This window comes from Enterovibrio qingdaonensis (genome assembly GCF_028683135.1).
Classification (GTDB): Bacteria; Pseudomonadota; Gammaproteobacteria; order Enterobacterales; family Vibrionaceae; genus Enterovibrio; species Enterovibrio qingdaonensis.
The window spans coordinates 1-20,948 of sequence record NZ_JAJUBB010000025.1 but is presented as its reverse complement, the minus strand read 5'-3'; the positions used below and the strand labels follow the sequence as shown (position 1 = coordinate 20,948).

The 20,948-nt window shown below is 47.5% G+C and carries 20 protein-coding genes; 6 read left to right on the top strand and 14 right to left on the bottom strand.

What is annotated here, in order from left to right:
- Positions 1-8: 8 nt before the first annotated feature.
- From ileS to murJ, 3 genes are all read right to left on the bottom strand, one after another.
- Positions 9-2,837, bottom strand: a complete 2,829-nt coding sequence (gene ileS / locus LRP49_RS22175; protein WP_274145100.1) for an isoleucine--tRNA ligase — start codon at positions 2,835-2,837, stop codon at positions 9-11.
- Between the two features lie 25 nt (positions 2,838-2,862).
- Positions 2,863-3,804, bottom strand: a complete 942-nt coding sequence (ribF, locus tag LRP49_RS22170; RefSeq protein WP_274145098.1) for a bifunctional riboflavin kinase/FAD synthetase — start codon at positions 3,802-3,804, stop codon at positions 2,863-2,865.
- A 62-nt stretch (positions 3,805-3,866) separates the two neighbouring features.
- Complete coding sequence (murJ, locus tag LRP49_RS22165; RefSeq protein ID WP_274145096.1) at positions 3,867-5,426, bottom strand: murein biosynthesis integral membrane protein MurJ; 1,560 nt, start codon at positions 5,424-5,426, stop codon at positions 3,867-3,869.
- A gap of 297 nt (positions 5,427-5,723) precedes the next feature.
- Between murJ and rpsT the strand changes: the two genes are divergently transcribed.
- Positions 5,724-5,984 carry a 30S ribosomal protein S20 gene (rpsT, locus tag LRP49_RS22160; protein ID WP_274145094.1) on the top strand — a complete coding sequence of 87 codons (261 nt, stop codon included), beginning with the start codon at positions 5,724-5,726 and terminating at the stop codon, positions 5,982-5,984.
- Between the two features lie 63 nt (positions 5,985-6,047).
- Here rpsT and LRP49_RS22155 read toward each other — a convergent pair whose 3' ends face one another.
- The 4 genes from LRP49_RS22155 to nhaA all read right to left on the bottom strand — a co-directional run bounded on the left by LRP49_RS22155 (position 6,048) and on the right by nhaA (position 8,844).
- Complete coding sequence (locus tag LRP49_RS22155) at positions 6,048-6,341, bottom strand: ArsR/SmtB family transcription factor (protein WP_274145093.1); 294 nt, start codon at positions 6,339-6,341, stop codon at positions 6,048-6,050.
- Between the two features lie 115 nt (positions 6,342-6,456).
- Positions 6,457-7,344 (bottom strand): transcriptional activator NhaR, encoded by an 888-nt coding sequence (gene nhaR, locus LRP49_RS22150; RefSeq protein WP_274145091.1) that lies wholly within the window; start codon positions 7,342-7,344, stop codon positions 6,457-6,459.
- 65 nt (positions 7,345-7,409) lie between these two features.
- A complete protein-coding gene (locus tag LRP49_RS22145; protein WP_274145089.1) occupies positions 7,410-7,682 on the bottom strand; it encodes a hypothetical protein in 273 nt (90 codons plus the stop codon).
- A complete protein-coding gene (gene nhaA, locus LRP49_RS22140) occupies positions 7,654-8,844 on the bottom strand; it encodes a Na+/H+ antiporter NhaA (protein ID WP_274145088.1) in 1,191 nt (396 codons plus the stop codon). The genes LRP49_RS22145 and nhaA overlap by 29 nt, the downstream gene beginning before the upstream one ends.
- 425 nt (positions 8,845-9,269) lie before the next feature.
- On the opposite strand from nhaA, the gene LRP49_RS22135 reads away from it, so the two are divergent.
- Complete coding sequence (locus LRP49_RS22135; protein WP_274145087.1) at positions 9,270-10,415, top strand: Na/Pi symporter; 1,146 nt, start codon at positions 9,270-9,272, stop codon at positions 10,413-10,415.
- Positions 10,416-10,692: 277 nt separating this feature from the next.
- Here the strand turns inward: LRP49_RS22135 and LRP49_RS22130 are convergent, their stop codons facing one another.
- The 5 genes from LRP49_RS22130 to rppH form a co-directional block, all read right to left on the bottom strand.
- Complete coding sequence (locus LRP49_RS22130; protein WP_274145085.1) at positions 10,693-11,532, bottom strand: thymidylate synthase; 840 nt, start codon at positions 11,530-11,532, stop codon at positions 10,693-10,695.
- Between the two features lie 82 nt (positions 11,533-11,614).
- Positions 11,615-12,415, bottom strand: a complete 801-nt coding sequence (gene lgt / locus LRP49_RS22125) for a prolipoprotein diacylglyceryl transferase (protein WP_274145083.1) — start codon at positions 12,413-12,415, stop codon at positions 11,615-11,617.
- A gap of 16 nt (positions 12,416-12,431) precedes the next feature.
- Complete coding sequence (locus tag LRP49_RS22120) at positions 12,432-13,235, bottom strand: sulfite exporter TauE/SafE family protein (protein WP_274145081.1); 804 nt, start codon at positions 13,233-13,235, stop codon at positions 12,432-12,434.
- A 10-nt stretch (positions 13,236-13,245) separates the two neighbouring features.
- Positions 13,246-15,504, bottom strand: a complete 2,259-nt coding sequence (ptsP, locus tag LRP49_RS22115; protein ID WP_274145079.1) for a phosphoenolpyruvate--protein phosphotransferase — start codon at positions 15,502-15,504, stop codon at positions 13,246-13,248.
- 35 nt (positions 15,505-15,539) lie between these two features.
- The gene (gene rppH / locus LRP49_RS22110; RefSeq protein ID WP_067420147.1) at positions 15,540-16,064 is read right to left on the bottom strand and encodes an RNA pyrophosphohydrolase; all 525 of its coding nucleotides are present in this window, start codon (positions 16,062-16,064) and stop codon (positions 15,540-15,542) included.
- Positions 16,065-16,703: 639 nt separating this feature from the next.
- Between rppH and mutH the strand changes: the two genes are divergently transcribed.
- Positions 16,704-17,384 (top strand): DNA mismatch repair endonuclease MutH, encoded by a 681-nt coding sequence (gene mutH / locus LRP49_RS22105; RefSeq protein ID WP_274145075.1) that lies wholly within the window; start codon positions 16,704-16,706, stop codon positions 17,382-17,384.
- A 25-nt stretch (positions 17,385-17,409) separates the two neighbouring features.
- On the opposite strand, the gene LRP49_RS22100 is transcribed toward mutH, so the two are convergent.
- Entirely contained in the window at positions 17,410-17,709 is a 300-nt protein-coding gene (locus LRP49_RS22100; protein ID WP_274145074.1) for a DUF6482 family protein, read from the bottom strand.
- A gap of 216 nt (positions 17,710-17,925) precedes the next feature.
- Between LRP49_RS22100 and LRP49_RS22095 the strand changes: the two genes are divergently transcribed.
- Both LRP49_RS22095 and LRP49_RS22090 read left to right on the top strand, forming a co-directional pair.
- The gene (locus LRP49_RS22095; RefSeq protein ID WP_274145072.1) at positions 17,926-18,960 is read left to right on the top strand and encodes an NADP(H)-dependent aldo-keto reductase; all 1,035 of its coding nucleotides are present in this window, start codon (positions 17,926-17,928) and stop codon (positions 18,958-18,960) included.
- A 165-nt stretch (positions 18,961-19,125) separates the two neighbouring features.
- Positions 19,126-19,602 carry an outer membrane lipoprotein gene (locus LRP49_RS22090; RefSeq protein WP_274145071.1) on the top strand — a complete coding sequence of 159 codons (477 nt, stop codon included), beginning with the start codon at positions 19,126-19,128 and terminating at the stop codon, positions 19,600-19,602.
- Positions 19,603-19,645: 43 nt separating this feature from the next.
- Here LRP49_RS22090 and LRP49_RS22085 read toward each other — a convergent pair whose 3' ends face one another.
- Complete coding sequence (locus LRP49_RS22085) at positions 19,646-19,897, bottom strand: DUF1127 domain-containing protein (protein ID WP_274145069.1); 252 nt, start codon at positions 19,895-19,897, stop codon at positions 19,646-19,648.
- Positions 19,898-20,478: 581 nt separating this feature from the next.
- Between LRP49_RS22085 and LRP49_RS22080 the strand changes: the two genes are divergently transcribed.
- Positions 20,479-20,907, top strand: a complete 429-nt coding sequence (locus LRP49_RS22080) for a PACE efflux transporter (protein ID WP_274145067.1) — start codon at positions 20,479-20,481, stop codon at positions 20,905-20,907.
- The last annotated feature ends 41 nt before the right edge of the window (positions 20,908-20,948 follow it).

The window sequence follows — 20,948 nt, the reverse complement described above, 5'->3', positions numbered from 1 at the left end:
AGGCTAGGTTACGCGAACTGGCGCGTTTCGCCTTCACCGTCGATGTTGCTCACACAGCGGCCACAAATCGTTTCGTGAGTCGCAATGGTGCCAACATCTGCAACATGGTGCCAGCAACGCTCACACTTCTCTGCTTCAGACTTCGCAACCGCAACAGCCAGACCTTCAATTTCAGTAGCCACAGCTGATTCAGGTGCCGTTTCCGCTGCAACAACGTCTGCTTTTGATGTCAGTAATACAAAACGCAGTTCGTCACCCATTGCTTGCAGTTTCGCTGCAAATTCTGGCTTCGCGTACAAAGTAATCTCTGCTTCCAAAGAACCGCCGAGCACTTTCTCGCTACGCGCTTGTTCTAGCACTTTGTTCACAGCACCACGTACACGCAGAAGCTCTGCCCAGAACGCGTTATTTAGTTGCTCGTCATCACCCAGACCGAACAGGCCGTCGTACCACACTTCAGTGAATACGAACTTGGTACGGTTGCCTGGCATTTCGTTCCAAATTTCATCAGCAGTGAACGACATGATTGGTGCCATCCAGCGAACTAACGCTTCCACGATGTGGAACAGTGCCGTTTGACAACTACGGTGCGCATGACCACCTGCTTTCGCGGTGTACTGACGGTCTTTGATGATGTCTAGGTAGAATGAACCCATTTCTACAGAACAGAACTGCATCAGACGTTGAGTCACTGCGTGGAAGTTACATTCTTCAAATGCTTTCAGGATTTCTTCCTGAGCTTCCAACGCTTTGCCAACCGCCCAACGGTCCGCAACTACCATGTCTTCTGGTGCAACCATGTCAGTTTCTGGGTTGAAACCATTCAGGTTAGCCAGCAAGAAACGCGCGGTGTTACGAATACGGCGATACGCATCAGCACTGCGGTTCAAGATTTGATCTGACACCGTCATTTCGCCAGTGTAGTCAGTCGATGCAACCCACAGACGCAGGATGTCACCACCTAGCTTGTTCATCACTTCTTGAGGCGATACAACGTTACCGATAGATTTAGACATCTTACGGCCTTGACCATCAACGGTGAAACCGTGCGTCAGAACTTGCTTGTAAGGTGCTGCATTTTTAATGGCAACAGATGTCATCAGCGATGACTGGAACCAACCACGGTGTTGGTCAGAGCCTTCCAAGTACATGTCTGCTTCGTGGCCATTGAACTCTTCGCGCTGATTCACAACCGCGTAGTGCGTCGCACCAGAGTCAAACCATACGTCCAGCGTATCCAGCACTTTCTCGTAGTTTGCAGCATCTGCACCCAGAATCTCTTCTGCGTCCAGATCCCACCACGCTTGAATGCCAGTTTGCTCAACTTTTTGAGCCACTTTTTCAATTAGCTCAACGGTATTCGGGTGCAATTCTGCTGTTTCTTTATGAACAAACAGTGCGATTGGCACGCCCCACGTACGTTGACGTGAGATACACCAGTCTGGACGACCTTCAACCATCGCTTCGATGCGGTTTTGGCCCCACTCAGGGATCCACTGAACGTTTTTGATCTCTTCCAGTGCTTTTGCACGCAGACCGGCTTTCTCCATAGAGATAAACCACTGCGGAGTCGCGCGGAAGATAATCGGTGTTTTGTGACGCCAGCAATGCGGGTAGCTATGCTCGTATGCGTGGTGATGCAAAAGCGCACCATGCTCTTTCAGCACGTCCAATACACTGTTGTTCGCTTTCAGCACGTGTTGGCCGGCAAACAACTCAGTATCTGGCAGGTAAACGCCGTTGCTACCAACAGGGTTTGCCACTTCCAGACCATATTTCTGGCCTACCACGAAGTCTTCTTGACCGTGACCTGGTGCGGTGTGAACAACACCCGTACCAGATTCAGTCGTCACGTGGTCACCACAGATTACTGGTACGTCAAAGCTATAGAATGGGTGGTTGAAGCGCAGCAGCTCCAGCTCGTCACCTTTACAGAAGCCCAGATTATGGAAGTGCTCGATACCGGCACGATCCATCACGTCTTTCGCCAGCTCAGATGCAACGATCAAGCGACGCGGTGTATCACCTTCCACTTGAACCAGCACATATTCCAGTTTGTCTGAAACAGCGACTGCACGGTTAGCAGGCAACGTCCAAGGCGTGGTAGTCCAGATAACGATAGACACGTCACCTTGACCTTCATGGCCTTCGGTCATCTTAAACTTAGACAGCACAGCTGCTTCGTCTACAGCACGGAACATAACGTCGATAGACGGAGAAACCTTGTTCTCGTATTCCACTTCCGCTTCTGCTAGCGCAGAACCACAGTCTGTACACCAGTGAACAGGTTTGAAACCTTTGTGAAGGTGACCATTGCCTGCGATTTTACCCAGTGCACGAATGATGTTTGCTTCTGTACCAAAGTCCATTGTCAGGTAGGGTTTGTCCCACTCACCCAACACACCCAGACGTTTGAAGTCCGCTTTTTGGCCTTCAACTTGCTGAGCAGCATACTCACGACATTTTTGACGAAACTCAGCCGCAGACACTTTTTGGCCTGGCTTACCGACTTTCTTTTCTACCATCAGTTCGATTGGCAGACCGTGACAGTCCCAACCAGGTACGTACGGTGCGTCAAAGTCCGACAATGTTTTGGACTTAATAATAATGTCTTTAAGGATCTTGTTTACTGAGTGACCAATATGAATATTGCCGTTTGCATACGGAGGGCCGTCATGCAGGATGAAAGATTTTTTGCCTTTCTTCGCTTTACGGATTTCGCCGTAAAGATCTTCGTCATACCAGCGCTTAAGCATCTGTGGCTCGCGCTGAGCAAGATTACCTCGCATCGGAAACGCGGTTTCCGGCAGGTTTAAGGTATCTTTAAAGTCACTCATTGATTGTTCATTCCGTATATGGACATTATTCTTCGGTCAACGCAGACAGCCACGCACGCGCTGTCTGAGCATCAAGTTCAATTTGGGCTTTCAATTCATCAATTGAGCCGAATTTCATCTCGTCGCGCAGCTTATGAAGAAGCTGGACTTCGATGTGTCGACCATAAAGATCTTCTTTAAGGTCGAAAAGGTGCACTTCCAATTGTTGGCGTACACCGTTGACGGTAGGTCGTGTGCCAACGTTCGCAACACCCCCTAACCATTGTTCTTCTCTTATGCCGCCAACTTTAACAACATAAACGCCAGAAACCGGCGAAACACGTCGTTTAAGGGGGACATTGGCAGTCGGGAATCCGATCGTTCTACCCAGTTTCTTGCCGTGAGAAACACGACCACTGATACTGTATGGGCGACCTAACATCTCTTCTGCCGCGTCCTGATGCCCAGCGGCGAGTTCATCTCGAATGGCCGTACTGCTGACACGCTGCTCAGAGAGCGTGAAGCTTTGTGTACTCACCACGTCAAAACCGGCATCAGTGGCCTGTTGTTGCAGATAACAAAAATCGCCCTGACGCTGAGCACCAAAGCGAAAATCATCACCAACAACGAGAAACTTAACACCCAATTGTTCAACCAACAAGCGATGAACGAAGTCATAAGGCGTCATCGCCGCGAATTTGGCGTTGAAATTGACCACAATCAGTCTATCCACACCTAGCTCGGTCAATTGCACGTACTTATCACGTAAACGCGTCAGTCGCGCAGGCGCACTTTCTGACGTGAAAAGCTCTCGAGGCTGAGGTTCAAACAGCATTACCATTGCAGGCAAACCCAATTCACGCGCTTTCTCCACCACACGGCGAAGCACTTTCTGATGCCCTAAATGCACACCATCAAAGTTGCCAATGGTCAAAACGCACCCGTGATGTTTTTCACGAATGTTATGGATACCTCGGATCAATTCCATACTGGTAAAACTGCTGTCCCCATAAAAAAACCGACGGATTATATACTATTCAAAGGCCGCAATCAGCTTTCTGCTCGAAGATGACGTGGTCTCAGGCCTAAAATCACCAAAGTCACAAGGTAAGCCCCTGCTCCCGCAACAATTAGCCCGCTTAAATTATATGTTCTTTCCCAAAGGTTCATCGCCAGCCATTGCGCATTTTCAGGCATCAACGCCACGATTAGGCTTCCCATTATCACTACGCCAACCACCAAACGTAGCGCAAACAACGCGGTTTCTTTGCTGATGCGATACACGCCTTGCTTGTGAAGGCCGCGATAAAGAAGACCCGCATTCACGAATGCCGATAGCGCGGTCGCCATTGCCAAACCGACATAACCATAGAAATACGCAAAAATCAGGTTAAACACCATATTGCTCACCATGGCGACAATCCCGTAACGCACTGGCGTTTTCGTGTCTTGACGTGCGAAATACCCTGGGGCAAGCACTTTGATCAGCATGAAATTCAGTAAGCCTGATGAATAGGCGACCAATGATAACGAGGCGGCATCCACATCTGATGCACCAAATTCGCCGCGCATAAACAAAACCATCAGCATAGGTTTGGCGAGTACAATCATGCCAATCATGGCTGGTGCACCCAGAAGAAGAACCATGCGCACGCCCCAATCCATGGTGCTGGCAAACTGACCTGAAGACTGCTCAACGTGTTTTTTAGACAACGCAGGCAAAATCACCGTTGCGATAGCAATACCAAAAAGCCCTAATGGGAACTCTAACAAACGGTCGGAGTAATACAGCCAGCTGATTGATCCTGTCGCAAGGAAACTCGCAATAAACGTATCAAGAAGCAAATTGATTTGGCTGACCGAAACACCAAACAAAGCAGGTATCATCAGGGTTCGGATTTTCGTTACGCCAGGGTGAGACCATCCCCACTTAGGACGAACCAGCATCCCTTCACGGTATAGAAATGGTATTTGAAATGCGAATTGAATCAATCCACCAAGGAACACCCCGATACCTAAACCGATCTCTGGCTGTTCCATCCCCGGCGCGATGAAAAGCGCAGCCGATATCATCGCAATGTTTAAAAATACGGGCGTGAAAGAGGAGACAGCAAATCGCCCCAATGTATTGAGAACAGATCCTGCTAACGCGACAAAGGTAATGAACCAGAGGTACGGGAACGTGATTTTCAGGATCACTGACGCCAATTCAAATTTATGAGCGGATGGCCCATCATTTAGCCAGTCTACAAACCAGCCCATACCAAACAAGGCTGTGATAACGGGCGATGCGATAACACCCACCAAGGTTACAATGGTGACCAATACACCTAACGTGCCAGAGGTGTAAGCAATCAACTCACGGGTTTTCGATTTATCGTCACTGGCCTGGTATTCAGCCAACACAGGCACAAAGGCTTGAGAGAAAGCCCCTTCAGCGAATAAGCGTCGCAGAAAGTTAGGGATCTTGTTTGCAAAAAAGAACACATCAGCGGCGGCTCCTGCCCCCATCAAATTCGCAATCACCACATCACGAACAAGCCCCATGACACGAGATACCATGGTCATAAAGCTCACGATCAGTCCTGAGCGAAGTAATCGCTTTGACACTTATAAACCCCTTAAAAAAGATATGAAGTAATTACATTAATTCTTATTAACGCTCCCAAGCTCATTACAAATGAACCAAAAGCGGGTCAGACACAGCGAAAAGCACAGATAAAAGGCTTACTTCATACAAAGAATGCTGGTAGAATCTGCCGCCATATTAACCGCGATGTCCACCACATGCCATTCCTATGGTTTATGCGGCGGATATTTGCACAAATGAATTGACAACTCGGGTAAAACGAGGCATATTCCTCGGCCTTAAATTGTCACCGAATATAAGATTTGGGAGTTAGACCCTTGGCGAATATCAAATCTGCTAAGAAGCGTGCAATCCAGTCTGAGAAGCGTCGCCAGCACAACGCAAGCCGTCGCTCAATGATGCGCACTTACCTGAAAAAAACTATCGCAGCTATTGCAGCAGGCGATAAAGAAGCAGCAACCAAAGCATTTGGTGAAGCTCAGCCTATTCTTGACCGTATGGCTACTAAAGGCCTGATCCACAAGAACAAAGCTGCTCGTCATAAAGCTGCTCTGGCTGCTCAAATCAAAGCTCTGTAATAGCGCTCCGATTTGAAATAAAAAAACCGGCTTCTGGCCGGTTTTTTTATTGGTGTCGAATTTTCATTTGCAATAAAGCTGGTGTAACGTCGACATCACCGTCTGCACTTCCACGCTTTTCAGCGAGTAGTAGACCGTCTGCGCCTCTTTTCGCGTCGCCACTAAGCCATCGCGACGAAGCCATGCCAAGTGCTGAGACAGGGCTGACTGGCTAAGCTGTAGCTTCTCGCTGAGCGTTCCCACTGACATTTCACCCTCTAGCAAATAGCAGAGTATGAAGAGCCTGCGCTCGTTCGCCATTGCTTTTAGCAACTGCACAGCCTTAGGCCCATTTTCTTGCATCTGTTTTAAGTCCATACTTACTGCCTAACGTTACTCACCTAACAGACTGTTTGCTTTAATTTTAAGTGTAACACTGATCAAAAAGGTGACAATGCCCAGCGTTTAAGAATGGAATTGCAAAAGTTTCAGACTAGTGAAAAAGCTTCCCAAAGTCCGCTTCACAGATCCGCTTAACCGCAGGGTGTTGAATCATCCTTTCAGCAAATATCACATAGTACTCTTCCTTTAGCTCTTTCACCTTTGCGATTTCTCGTATATTAGGAAGGTCTAGAACATCTGCTGAATAGAATGTTGGAGCCACAAACATCGCTTGATGATTGGCACCAAACGCTTTCATCAATGCCGCATCGTCAAATTCACCGAGGATATTTGGCGTTATCCCTTGGCTATCAAACCAATGCATCAGCTTTCTTCCCATCGCCGTGCGGCTTCCAGGAATGAGGAGTTTGTAATCTTCGATGATGGCGGGAAAGGACGTTTTTGCCGTGCTGCCTGAACAAAAAAAGCTCATGACACTCTCGCCAATTTTCACGCTGAATAGTCCAGGGCTTTGCGCCGAGTCGACGGGGCAATCCGACAAGATCATATCCAGTTTGTGTTGACTGAGTTGTTCAAGCAGCAGCTCGTGGGTGGATTCAAAACAACGCAAGTGAATACCGTCATCTTCAGGTATCGCTTTAAGCAACACTCGGCTTACCAAGTTCTTTGACAATGCATCGGCAACGCCAACATCAAAGAGTTGATTCTCTCGCTGGCTGTAATTGACGATATCAAGCATTTCATAGCTCAAGCCAAACATCTTATCTGCGTACTTAAAAACAAGCTGTCCAAGCTCTGTGGGCTCGACATTACGACCCGCGCGCTTAGTCAGCCTGCCATTCAGGCGTTCCTCTAAGGTGCGTATCTGCCCTGTCACGGTTTGTGGCGTAAGAAACAATGCTTCCGCCGCTTTAGTGACAGAGCCTTGCTTGCAGACCATCCAGAAGTAATAAAGGTGGTTGTAATTTAGGTGTGACATATTAATCCAACAAAAAAGCGTCAGAATCACGCAAAGGTAATTCTGACGCTTTTCGTTTTGTAGTACTAGCCTTTCGTTGACAGAACAGAGGTTCTCACCCGTTCTCCTGCTCTTTGCTCCAGAGCGCGACCTAAAAGGCTGTCTTTATCAAAGCTGGTTGATGACAGACTCGCTTTTTCTGTCACAAACTCACCAGACTTTTCTACTTCCATTCCTGCCATAAAGGCCTTACAGATTTCAGTAGAGTTATCGTCGAAGCAATGCGCGTATTTGTCCATTGCCATGACTGGAGCGGCCAGTACAACACCGCTAATAATCAATGCTAACGTTCTTCTCATCGCTATCTTCCTCCACCTCACTCGATTTCGGCAATACAGCATTTAGCAGGGCATAACCTGCCAGAGCCGAGACTGTTGAACCAATCAAGATACCCAGTCGTGATAACGTAATATAGCTTTGATCGACGCCTACAAACGCCAGTGACGAAATAAAGATAGACATCGTAAAGCCAATCCCGCACAACAGGGACACAGCAAAGATTTGCTTAAAGTTTACGCTTTCAGGTAGGCGCGCAACGCCCATTTTCACAGCAACCCAGCTGAAGGTAAAAATACCCAGCGGCTTACCAATCAACAGACCCAGTGCAATACCCATAGGCAGCACATTGGTCAAACTATCAAACGACACGCCATCCAACGACACACCTGCATTTGCAAACGCAAAGATAGGCAGAATCAAGAACGCGGCGTAAGGGTGAATTGCATGCTCAAGTTCTTTGAGCGGCGACTTTCCATCTTTACCGCCATCGAGCGGAATCACGAAACCAAGCACAACGCCCGCTAGCGTCGCATGAACGCCAGATTTAAGTACACTAAACCACAGTACCGCACCCACAAGGAGATACCATCGCGTTGCTGTTACGTTCTTCACGTTCATGAGGAACAGCACCGCCGTTGAAATAAAGGCGACTGTCAATGCCATCACGGACAGATCACTGCTGTAGAACAACGCAATGATGACGATAACACCCAGATCATCAATAATCGCCAATGCCAACAAGAACACTTTAAGTGCTAGCGGAACACGCTTACCCAGCAGTGCCATGACGCCGAGTGCAAAGGCAATATCCGTTGCAGCTGGAATCGCCCAACCATTCGCCGTTACTGGATCGTTAGCATTGAATGCTAAATAAACCAACGCAGGTGCCAGCATACCGCCGACTGCTGCGATAGCAGGAAAAATCGCTTTTTCTTTCGTGTTGAGAGCACCTTCAATAAGCTCTCGCTTTACTTCAAGTCCGATCAGTAGAAAGAAGATGGCCATCAGGCCGTCATTAATCCAGTGGCTAACAGACAAGCCAGCGATGTATGTATGAAGCGCACTGTCGTACAGTGGCTGCAATGGCGAATTAGCGATAATGATCGCCAAAATTGCAGCAACAATCAGCACCAAACCACCGGCTGATTCCATCTTCATAAACTGACGAATTGCATCAGTCATTTAAAGCACTCCATATATAAATAGTTATCCATAATAGTCTAGCCACCGATGCTAACTTATTAAAAATCGGTTGTTCTGAGATTAAACCTCGGAATATCCGAATAATACAACCATAAACATCACTTTTTTCGCAATGTGAATTTTTTGTTTGTCATCAATCAGTCCATGATTTTACGCCTATTTCTACTTAATTGGTGCGATCGGACAAATATTAACCACAAAAACATCACTACAAATATAGCCTATAAATTTATGAATTATTTGATAAAAACATGAGAATCCACACTCACTTTAGCCACCTCCCCCTCATTGGATATCACCTCAACGCGAAACTGTAATATTAGTGAAATATTTCATGCCTAATATCCGCGCCAGATTCATTCATTGACACAAATCTGACATATAACTGTCACGGAGATTTCTTTATGACATCCCAAGCTTCTACTGCTGCACCGATTAACAGCTCTAAGAATTGGGTACGTTGGGCCAACCTGGCGCTGATGCTTTATGTACTGCTTCTTGCGGTATCAATGGTTGGTAGTGGTTTTAAATGGGCGGCTGGCGACGAAGCAAAAACACTCTTCGAATTCGCATCTCACCCTGTAGCAGGTCTGATGATCGGTATCGTTGCAACTGCACTGATCCAATCTTCTAGTACTGTTACTTCTATTATTGTTGGTCTGGTAGCCGGTGGCTTGCCAGTAGAAACAGCGATTCCTATGGTTATGGGTGCCAACATCGGTACTACTGTAACTAACACTTTGGTTAGCTTAGGCCACGCGCGCTGTAAAGAAGAATTCCGCCGCGCATTTACCTGTGCAACCGTACACGACTTTTTTAACCTGATTGCTGTTGCTATCTTCCTACCTCTGGAAATGATGTTCGGTCTGCTGGACAAAATCTCGAGCTGGTTAGTTGCTCCGTTGATGTTTGACGGTAGCCTGAGCATGAAAGGTCTGGACTTCATGGGTCCAATCACCAAACCTCTTGTAAGTGGCACCAAAGACATGCTGTCTGGCCTGCCAGGTAGCTGGGGTGGCGTAGCACTGGCAGTGATTGGTATTGCTCTGATTTTTGCCTCTATCACAATGATGGGCAAACTGATGCGCTCTTTGATGGTTGGCCGTGCAAAAGACATGCTGCACAGCGCAATCGGTCGCGGTCCAATCCACGGTATTGTATCTGGTACCCTAGTAACTATCTTGGTTCAGTCTTCGTCTACAACGACAAGCCTGATGGTTCCATTGGTAGGTACAAACGTACTGAAAGTGCGTGATGTATACCCGTTCACTTTGGGTGCGAACATCGGTACGTGTATCACTGCACTACTTGCAGCAACAGCGGTTACTGGCCCTAACGCGGTATTCGCACTGCAAATCGCATTGGTACACCTCGTGTTCAACGTCATGGCAACACTGCTAATCTTCGGTACGCCGTTCCTGCGTGAGATTCCACTGAAGTGCGCAGAGATGCTGGGTGATGCTGCAGCGAAGAGCAAACTGGCTGTTGTGGCATACCTGGGCCTAGTCTTCATCGCAATCCCTTCAATTGTGATGCTGGCAACGCAATAAGCATCTCGCCGACGCGAATTTAAAAAACGCCCGCATTCTGCGGGCGTTTTTGTTTCTATCACTTGCACTCACTCTTAACTGTCTCTAAACCCCTCTTAAAACGCCCTCAAACTCTCCTAACGCGACGTGGCGTGTATTTTAGAATCCATACACAGAACAACCTCAACTCTTTATACCGGCCTTTCTAGGTGCAAATTCATGCCTATCGTGAACGATAGGTACAAAAAAACCGGGCATGACCCGGTTTGTACAGCTTCTTCGCACGAACTCTAAAACGTTAGATTGCGATAGGTGCTTTAATCGAAGGTTGCGCTTCATACCCTTCAATCACGAAGTCTTCCAACGTGTAGTCAAAGATCGACGCTGGCTTACGCGTAATTTTTAAGGTTGGTCGCGGTCCCGGCTCACGTTTAAGCTGCTCATAGACAATATCGTCAGTCAGATGGTTGTGATACAAGTGCACATCACCAAAGGTATGTACGAAATCACCTACGTCTAAATCACATTGCTGCGCAATCATATGTGTCAACAACGCGTAGCTCGCAATGTTAAACGGTACACCCAAGAAGTAGTCAGCACTGCGCTGATACAGCTGACAAGAAAGTTTGCCGTCAGCCACATAGAATTGGAACAAACAATGACAAGGTGCCAGTGCCATTTTTCCTTCATCCACGTTTGCTTGAGGGCTGATGCTTTCATTTGGCAAATCAGCTGGGTTCCAAGCCGTAATAATGTGACGACGTGAATTTGGCTTCGCTTTAATTTGTTCGACTAGCTCAGCAATCTGATCAACCGTCGAACCGTCAGGACATGCCCAAGAACGCCATTGCGCACCATAAACTGGGCCTAAGTCGCCTGCTTCTGTCGCCCATTCATCCCAAATACTGACGTTGTTATCTTGCAAGTATTTGATGTTGGTATCGCCATTTAGAAACCAAAGCAACTCGTGAATAATTGCACGCGTATAAAGTTTCTTCGTGGTCAGCATCGGGAAACCTTCGCTGAGGTCAAAACGCAATTGACGACCAAATACAGAGCGAGTACCCACGCCTGTACGATCGCCACGGTCACTACCGTTGTCGATGATATCCTGCATCAAATCAAGATATTGCTTCATGATTTTTCCTTACTTAGCCCTGACGGGAAACCGAGGGGTTACTCAAAACAAAAGCCGCAGAAGACTGCGGCTAAATAGAAACTTATGCAGGACGGGCTGCGCTTTGGTCTTTCTTATATGCCCAAACCATCATCAGAACACCGACAATAATCATTGGCGTCGACAAAATCTGGCCCATACTGATCCAATTACCAAACAATCCTAGATGCGCATCCGGCTCACGGAAAAACTCCACGATAAATCGGAACGTACCGTAACCGATGAGGAATAGGCCTGACACCGTGCCTGCTGGTCTTGGCTTGCGAATAAACCAGTTAAGGATAAGAAATAGCACGACGCCTTCCAATGCGAACTCATAAAGCTGCGAAGGATGGCGCGCGATAGGCCCGCCTGTTGGGAAAATCATTCCCCAAGAGACATCGGTCGCTCGTCCCCAAAGTTCACCGTTGATGAAGTTCCCTAAGCGCCCCGCACCAAGACCAAAAGGAACCAATGGCGCAATAAAGTCAGACACGGCAAAAAAGGTACGATTCGTTTTGCGAGCAAACCATGCCATGGCAGTGATCACACCGAGCAACCCTCCATGGAAGGACATGCCGCCGGTCCAGACTTTAAACAAAAACAACGGGTCGGCGAGGAACGCATCGAACTGATAAAACAGCACATAGCCAATTCGCCCACCGAGAACAACCCCCAAGAAGCCAGCGAATAATAGGTCACTGACCTCGTCGCGTGTCCAGCCACTTCCTGGCTTATCCGCTCGTCTGTTAGCCAACCACAGCGCGAAAGCAAAGCCTGCCAGATACATCAGTCCATACCAACGAACTGCGACTGGTCCTATTTCGATAAGAATCGGATCAATTTGTGGAAATGTCAGAGACATCGATTGTCATCCTTTATTAAAAAAACATACTCGCCCCAACCACGAGTAAAAATAGAGCAAAAACACGTTTAATAATGTGTGTTGGCAATTTCGACGCCAAGCGTGCACCAAAGCGCGTTGTGTTCACTGAGGTCACTACAATACCAAGCAGTGCGGGTATGTAAACATAGCCAATACTATACGAGGGTAAAGTGACCGATTGTTTGAGACCAAAAAAGATAAAACCACTCATGCCAGCCACCGCAAGAAAGACACCACATAACGAAGCACTTCCAATGGCTTTTCGCATTTCAACACCGTGATAGTTGAGATACGGCACGGTCAACGAGCCACCGCCGATACCGGCGAGGCTAGAAACCATACCAATCAACCCACCACTCATTACTCCGACTATCGGAGCGGGAAAAGGTTTCGCTGCTTTGATGCGCATTGACAACGCCATTTGCAACGCAAGAAACAAAACGATGGAACCAAACACCTTTGGAAGGTATTCCGTCGGTAAGTAATCGGCGACGCCACTTCCGATCAGCCCGCCCATCAAGATGCCCGGCAGTAGGGTTTTAATCACCGCAGGTTGCACATTTCCTAATCGAAAATGCGTATACGCGGAGGAAGAGGAAGTCACAACAATACTGGCGAGAGATGTCGCCAAAGCCATTGGCATCACTAACGACGGAGGAATGTCAGCCCAAGGCAGAAGGACAGAAAGTGCCGGCACAATCAATAAGCCGCCACCGATCCCCAAAAGGCCCGCCAACAAACCGACTAAGCTCCCCAGCACTAAGCAGGCAGCAAAAAGCCACAAGGTGGCGTCTATCATGAAAGTATTCCTATTTGCCGACTCGGATGAGCCCGCCAAGATTGTAATGTTCGAGAAAGTCTTCGGAGGCTTTTCTTATGTCACCCGCTATTGCAAAGGATTGCATCTTTTCTACGTGTGTTTTAAGCGCATCAGAAGGAATATGGCGCAGCACATACTTAATTTTGGCAACACTACGGGTGTTCATACTCAAATGTCGATATCCCATCCCCACCAGCAGCAAAGCACCAATAGGATCACCCGCGAACTCACCACAGACACTGACGGGAAGCTTTAACCGCTGACTGGCTGCCAAAATCATCTGTAAAACTGCGAGTACAGACGGGTGAAATGTATCATAGACATCTGCAACGCGGGCGTTGTTTCGATCGACCGCCAGCAAATACTGAGTAAGATCGTTGGTTCCGACGGAAAGAAAATCGATGTGCGGTGCAATCGCATCAAACTGATATAACACAGATGGGACTTCAACCATGATCCCAATACGTGGCATTTTTAGCGTTTGATTGCTTTGTTCTGCCAACTCTGAGACCTCTTCAAAGGCTCTGTCTATCAAGCTCTTCGCATCTAAAAGCTCTGAAACGCCAGAAATCATAGGCAGTAAAATAGACAAGTTCTCTCTGCCGATACTCGCACGCAGCATGGCACGGACTTGAATAAGGAAAATGTCGGGATGATCCAGCGTAAAGCGAATGCCTCGCCACCCTAAAAACGGATTGTCTTCCTCTATCTTCAGATAAGGCAGTGGCTTATCGCCGCCAATGTCCAAGGTACGCATCACAACGGGTTGCTTCGGATAGCTATCCAGTATCGACCTGTATTGATTGACTTGCTCTTCTTCGGACGGAAAACTGCGCTGCATTAAAAATGGAACTTCAGTGCGATACAGACCGACGCCATCGACGCCACGGTTGATGGCAATACTGGTATCCGCACTTAAACCTGCATTGAGATGAATTTCAATACGCACCCCATCAGCGGTTTTCGTGTGCTTGGTAAACGCACTTTCAACTTCCTGTTGAAGCTCAAGCTCTTCATCTCTTAGCCGTTCATACTCGGCACGAACATGATCGGCAGGTTCAACTAATACCTTCCCTTTGAAGCCATCAAGAATAAGCGGCTTGCGATGAACAAGTTGTGGGCTGAACTCTACCCCCATGACTGCTGGGATACCCAACGCACGAGCAAGAATTGCAGCATGCGCATTCACTGCCCCTTCCTCTGCAACAACCCCGGCAAGCAGATCTCTAGGGATTGCCGCCAACATCGCCGCGGTGAGTTCACGCGCAAACAAAATAATGGGTTTATCAAACTGCCACTGTTTGATTTCCTGATTTTCAAGGAAATAGAGAAGACGCTGCCCTAACTCTTTCACATCGCTCGAACGCTCACGAAGGTAAGGGTCCGACATTTTTTGAAAACGTTCCGCAAATGAATCGATTGTCTGCCTAACTGCCCATTCCGCCAGATCGCCACTTTCGATGCATTTATTCATCGACTTACGCAACATAGGATCATTGAGAAGGTGGATAAACAGATCGAAGATCGCCAACGTTTCCTGATTCAGCTCGGAATCAAACCGTTTCCTAAGGCGGCGAAAATCTGAAATGGCTGCACTCATGGCACCGTCAAGACGGTCACGCTCTTTTTCCACATCCAAACAGGATGCCGGAGAAACAAGATCTAAGCGTGGTTGAGAAACATCACACCATGCCTGCGCAATCGCCACACCCGGTGACGCGGCAGCCCCTTGTAATAACAATGCGCCTTTTGCATTGTTGGGCCAAAAGCCTTGGGCTTTCGCATGCGCAAAGACCACCGCAAGTTGCGCAGCGAGCGTGACAAGGAAGGACTCTTCACTTTCATCAAATTGGCGAGATTCATGTTGCTGTACAACGAGTACACCCAACACTTTACGCCGATAAATAATGGGGGTGCCAAGAAAGGAGTGAAAGATATCTTCGCCGATACCGGGAAAATGTTTGAAGTCTGCGTGAGTACTGGCATGCGCCAAGTTGATGGGTTCAGCACGACGCCCAACTAACCCAACCAAACCTTCGTTGAATTTAAGAGAGATGCGTCGGGCCCGTTTGTTCAGCCCTTGCGTGGCCATAAGATCGTACATCTCACGATCGTGGTCGGCGATATAGACAGAGCAGCACTCTGTTTCCATCGCCATACAGGTCTCACGCACCAGAGTATTGAGAGCCTGCTTCACATCGCTTGAAGAAGCAACGTTATGAACGATGTCTCGCAGTTTCGTCAGCATCAGTACCCTCGATACACTCTGTTATTGCTATTTCGCTATGTTTTTGCGGTCCCTCGTTTACCTTTGCGCTTTGCCTTCCTCTCTCGAAAGGGCATAGCCATCGGCGCGAACTCCTTCATCGCACGTCGGTAAACATCGCGTTTAAATGAAACCACTTGCCGCACAGGATACCAATAGCTGACCCAACGCCAGCCATCAAATTCGGGAGTACCTCCGCGCTGCATGTTCACTTTCGACTCGTCACACTCAAGCTTCAGCAAAAACCATTTTTGCTTCTGCCCGATGCATACAGGCTTGGAGTCCCAACGAACCAAACGCTTCGGCAACTTATAACGCAGCCAATGGCGGCTTGTTGCCAGAATTTTTACGTCTTTTTTCGTGAGACCAACTTCCTCATACAATTCACGGAACATCGCTTGTTCAGGGGTCTCCCCTTCATCAATGCCGCCTTGAGGAAATTGCCAAGAATGTTGTCCATATCGACGAGCCCAGAGAACCTGACCGTGGCTATTACATATCACTATCCCTACATTGGGACGGTAGCCATCGCCATCTATCACTGGACGACCTCAAAAAATTCTCTATTAACAGTGATTTTTTCACACTATGTGCACAGTGGTAAACAAAGATTGCATTTGAAACGCATTTTTTGGGGGCTTCAACCGCCTTCTGGGATAATAGACCCTCTCTTCAGGAGTTATAAACAGACCAGTGAGACAAAGCGCACATTTATTCACGCTTTCTGTGGATAGATTTGTGCAGAACCACTTCCTAATCGTCTCCGCGCGAAAAATAATAGTATTAACGCGACTAGCCAACTTAAATGGCAACAAAAAAAAGATCTTTTAATTCATGGCATTAAATTGATAAGCATGCATTGTTATTGTAAAAAAGAAAGAGACAAATGTTTCGGATCTTAAATTGGTCAAAGATCCACCAAAGAATGAGTTACCCACAGAATCAGGTTAAAAAACAAGCTTAACAGGTAAACCATAAGCAAATTATTGGATTACAATGCCTGTATATACACACAGTGACGTATTTTGCGCTGTATTTCCATTTTGCCTTGTGGATAACTAGCCGGATCATCGTACTCTTCCGATCATCTAAGCCAAAAATTGACCTCAAAGCGAACTGCTGGCGTTTTCACTCAGGTGCTGGTAGCGTGCACTGCGTGACTACTACTTACCGGAAACCCCATGATCCCATCCCCAAAAACAGAGAATGAATTACTGGAGCGAGCATACAGCCTTGCTGGATATTCGTTGGGGGAGCTTGCCGCTCAACATGGGTTGCACTGCCCTGCCGATCTTCGTCGCGAGAAAGGATGGGTGGGCATGCTGTTAGAGACCTGTCTCGGTGCAACAGCGGGCAGCAAACCCGAACAAGATTTCCAAGAGCTGGGGATAGAGCTCAAGTCTATTCCTATCAGCCATTTGGGAAAGCCTCTTGAGACGACGTTCGTTTGTGTTGCACCACTCACAGGCGTACAAGGTCTGACTTGGGAAACCAGTCATATCCGCAACAAGCTATCCAAGGTGCTCTGGATCCCCGTTGAAGGTGAACGCGAAATTCCCGTTTGTGAACGACGTGTCGGCATGCCGATGCTTTGGCAAGCCAATGAAGAGGAAGAGGCACAACTCAAAGCAGATTGGGAAGAATTGATGGAGTTTATTGTGCTGGGTAAAGTCCACGAGATCTCGGCAAAACATGGCGAGTATCTCCAACTTCGCCCCAAGGCAGCCAACAGCAAAGTTAAAACAGAAGCATACGGCGCAAAAGGCCAGCCGATTAAAACCCTACCTCGTGGTTTCTATTTGCGTACCCAGTTTACAGCCAAGCTCCTTGCTAGGCATTTTATGCTGCCTGAAGAAGGGTAATTCGCGCTTCGGCTCTATTTCCGCTTTATAGCGTTATCACCATGTCTTCTTTGCAAGAAGGATCGGCAGGACCAAATTCGTCATACGGATCCAGCAACCTTAATGTGGCCTTTTTCACCCCTACACCACGCAATTTATCGCTAACCTGTTCTACGCTATCGAAATGCATCACTTCATTCGTTTTATCATCTTTCAACGGCTCAAGCTGATGTCGCACTTCCACTTCAACGACATATTGCGCCCCTCCCGCATGTGCCATGACAAAACAGTGGGGCACGTTGTCAGGGTGAGATTGGATCCAGTTCTTCAATTGCTTTAATTTCATCTGTCACGCCATTGATGTTAAATGTTTGTTAACTCAAGTATAGGTCTGAAAATATGGTATGCGGTGAAAAACTGTTCTGCGAGATTGGAACAAAGCCCTTATCCATTTCTTGCTTGTACCCGAACACAAATCTTTTAAGATGGAAAGCGAGAGTACATGTCATGAATGAGACAATTTGCTGCGACAGATTTAGATAAGCGCAAGCGAGGAGATAGGATGCAATACCATACTCTGCCCCATACCAGCCTTGACGTCAGTAAGATTTGTTTGGGCACGATGACTTATGGCCAGCAAAACACAGAAGCAGATGCCCATGAGCAACTCTCCTGTGCGCTCGATTTGGGTGTGAATTTTATAGATACTGCTGAAATGTATGCAGTACCACCAACCCCTGAGACGCAAGGTCTGACAGAGAAGTATATCGGTAGTTGGCTCAATAAGTCAGGCAAACGGGATAAGGTGATCATTGCAACTAAAGTTGCAGGTCCGCGCGGTGTTCCTTATATCCGAGAGAACATGTCGCTTGATCGCAGAAACGTCCGTCAAGCGGTGGAAGACAGTTTGATCCGCCTTCAGACCGACTATATCGACCTGTATCAGGTGCATTGGCCGCAACGCCACGTAAACAGTTTTGGTCAACTGAATTACAGCCACCAAGATGAGAATTCGGGTGTGTCGATTCTTGACACCCTCGACGCACTGACTGAGCTGGTGCGTGAAGGTAAGATTCGTTATATCGGCGTGTCCAACGAGACCCCTTGGGGTGTAATGGAATACCTGCGACTCGCCGAAAAACATAGCCTGAGCCGCATCGTTTCCATTCAAAACCCCTACAACCTGCTCAACCGGAGTTTCGAGGTCGGCTTGTCAGAGATTAGCCATCAGGAAGGTATCGAATTACTTGCCTATTCGCCGCTAGCCTTTGGTGTACTGTCCGGAAAGTATCTTGATGGTGTGCGTCCTGAAGGGGCGCGCTGCACTCGTTGGGAGCGCTTTAGTCGTTATTTCACCCCACAAGGGCAAGCCGCGACAAAAGCTTATGTTCAACTTGCTAAAGACTTTGCCATTGACCCCGCTCAGATGGCCTTGGCATATGTAAATACTCGCCCTTTCCTTGCAAGCAACATCATTGGTGCCACGACGTTGGGACAGCTCAAATCCAACATTGAATCGATCAATGTGGAGCTACCTGACGAGTTGCTCAAACGTATCGAAGAAATTGGCGCGACATACTCAAATCCGTGTCCGTAACGTTTTTTGGGGTCAGTGTAAGTCATCACACCAGACCATTTACTCACCCAAAATGTCTTCATCTTAAGAAAAAGCACCAACAGGTGCTTTTTTGTTTTCTCTCACCAATCCGAACACATTGCCCAACCCTATACTTCCTGAGTTGTTAGATAACTAGGAGGTCGTATGACATTGACAACGCATTTGGGTATCGCGTCTTTACTCTCATTCTCCCTGCTTGTTGGGTGCACCTCCCCAAACCCCTATGGCGACGCATATGGTTCAGCTGAAACGCGGACGATACAAGAGGTCTACTACGGTACCGTGGTAAAAGCGGAGCCCGTCACCATCGATGCATCCGATCAAACAAACCTGATAGGTACCATTGCAGGGGCTGCGATTGGCGGAATTCTTGGGTCTAAAGTAGGCGGCGGCACAGGCTCTGATATTGCCGCGATTGGTGGTGGACTACTTGGCGGGTATGCAGGTAGCGCAGCAGCCGGTGAAGTCGGCGGGCGCAATGGCGTAAACTTGACGATTCGACTGGAAGACGGGCAAGTTATTTCTATCGTTCAAGAAGCAAACCCAGAGATGATTTTTCAAGTCGGCCAACAAGTTCAAGTGAATGTTGACGGTGATACAGCGAGGGTCGTCCCTCGCTGATAGTTTCTTGATTGGGAGCTTCTGACGAGAAGCTCCCGTCTGTCTACGTCGTGAGTTTCAACCGCAACCGACGACGAATACGTGCCACTTCTCGCTGTGCCTTATATTCCGGTGCCACTGTGTGGCCCATTGAGAAACCATCCCTCTCAAAACCGATATCTTTTAGCAGATGCTCGGAAAGCGGCTCACCTAAGTAACGAACACGTCGATGTGCTTTTCTCCAAGCGGCTTCTTCTCGCTTGATATCTAGTCGAACAAAAAAAGTAGCAAGGCGTAGGTAAATTGATTGGTTCATGATGCACTCCATTTAGAGATAACTGGAGGCCAGGAAATGTTGCGGGGTAACATTACGGGATCACCGTGACTGAAACATGCCGCGAACATTTCCGCGGCCCGTTTTTCACGGAAGCGGAAACTACTGTACTGGTTTTCGACACGCCATCATTGGCGCAAAGGTGCATAGCATCGATGAAGTAATACGCTGAAATGTCATCACTGCTCCCCTTTCGTCTGAAAACCTAAGCAAAACCGCTCTTGTAAATTCATTGTTAATATTAATGACCTAGATCATTATATCAACAGGTTATTTGACAGATCTCTAAGTTTGGAGTCATCTACTTTCTTAGTCATTTTGAATAAAATTTCACCACCCAATGCTGGTGTTTTGCACAATAAAATATTGCATCAGCTCACACAAACATCACTTAACATCATGTTTTTCATTTGGTTTTCACTATCTTTTCGACAAGATTCTCAAGTATTCCGAGCACATAAAATCCATGCATATCGGTCAACTATCCGAATATCGGATTGTTCCTAACTTAAACCAATCTCAATTTTGAATATCATGGGCATATCTTTTGGAGGATATGAACAATGAGAACCGTAAAAGACAGGATCAGACACGCGATTGCCTTCGAGGTAATAGGTCTTATCTTCATCGTGAGCATTCTGTCCCTGTTTGGATTCAACCCAACTCATACTGGCGTTTTGGGTATCGCTTTTTCACTGCTCGCAACAGGTTGGAACTACATCTACAACGTGTGGTTTGACAGAGGTATGGTGAAATGGACGGGTACAACAGAGAAAAAACAAAAACACCGTATTTTGCATGCCGTTTTGTTTGAGTTAGGCCTGCTTTGGGTAACCTTGCCTGCAATCGCTTGGTGGCTGAATATCAGCCTATGGCAAGCACTGGTGATGGATATTGGCTTAGTGGCATTTTATCTGGTTTATGCGTACATCTATAACTTAGCGTACGACAAGCTGTTCCCTATCCAGCAGACAACAGTGGCATCTCATTGATACCTTTTCGGTTAGCAATCAAAAAAGCCGCCCAACGAGGG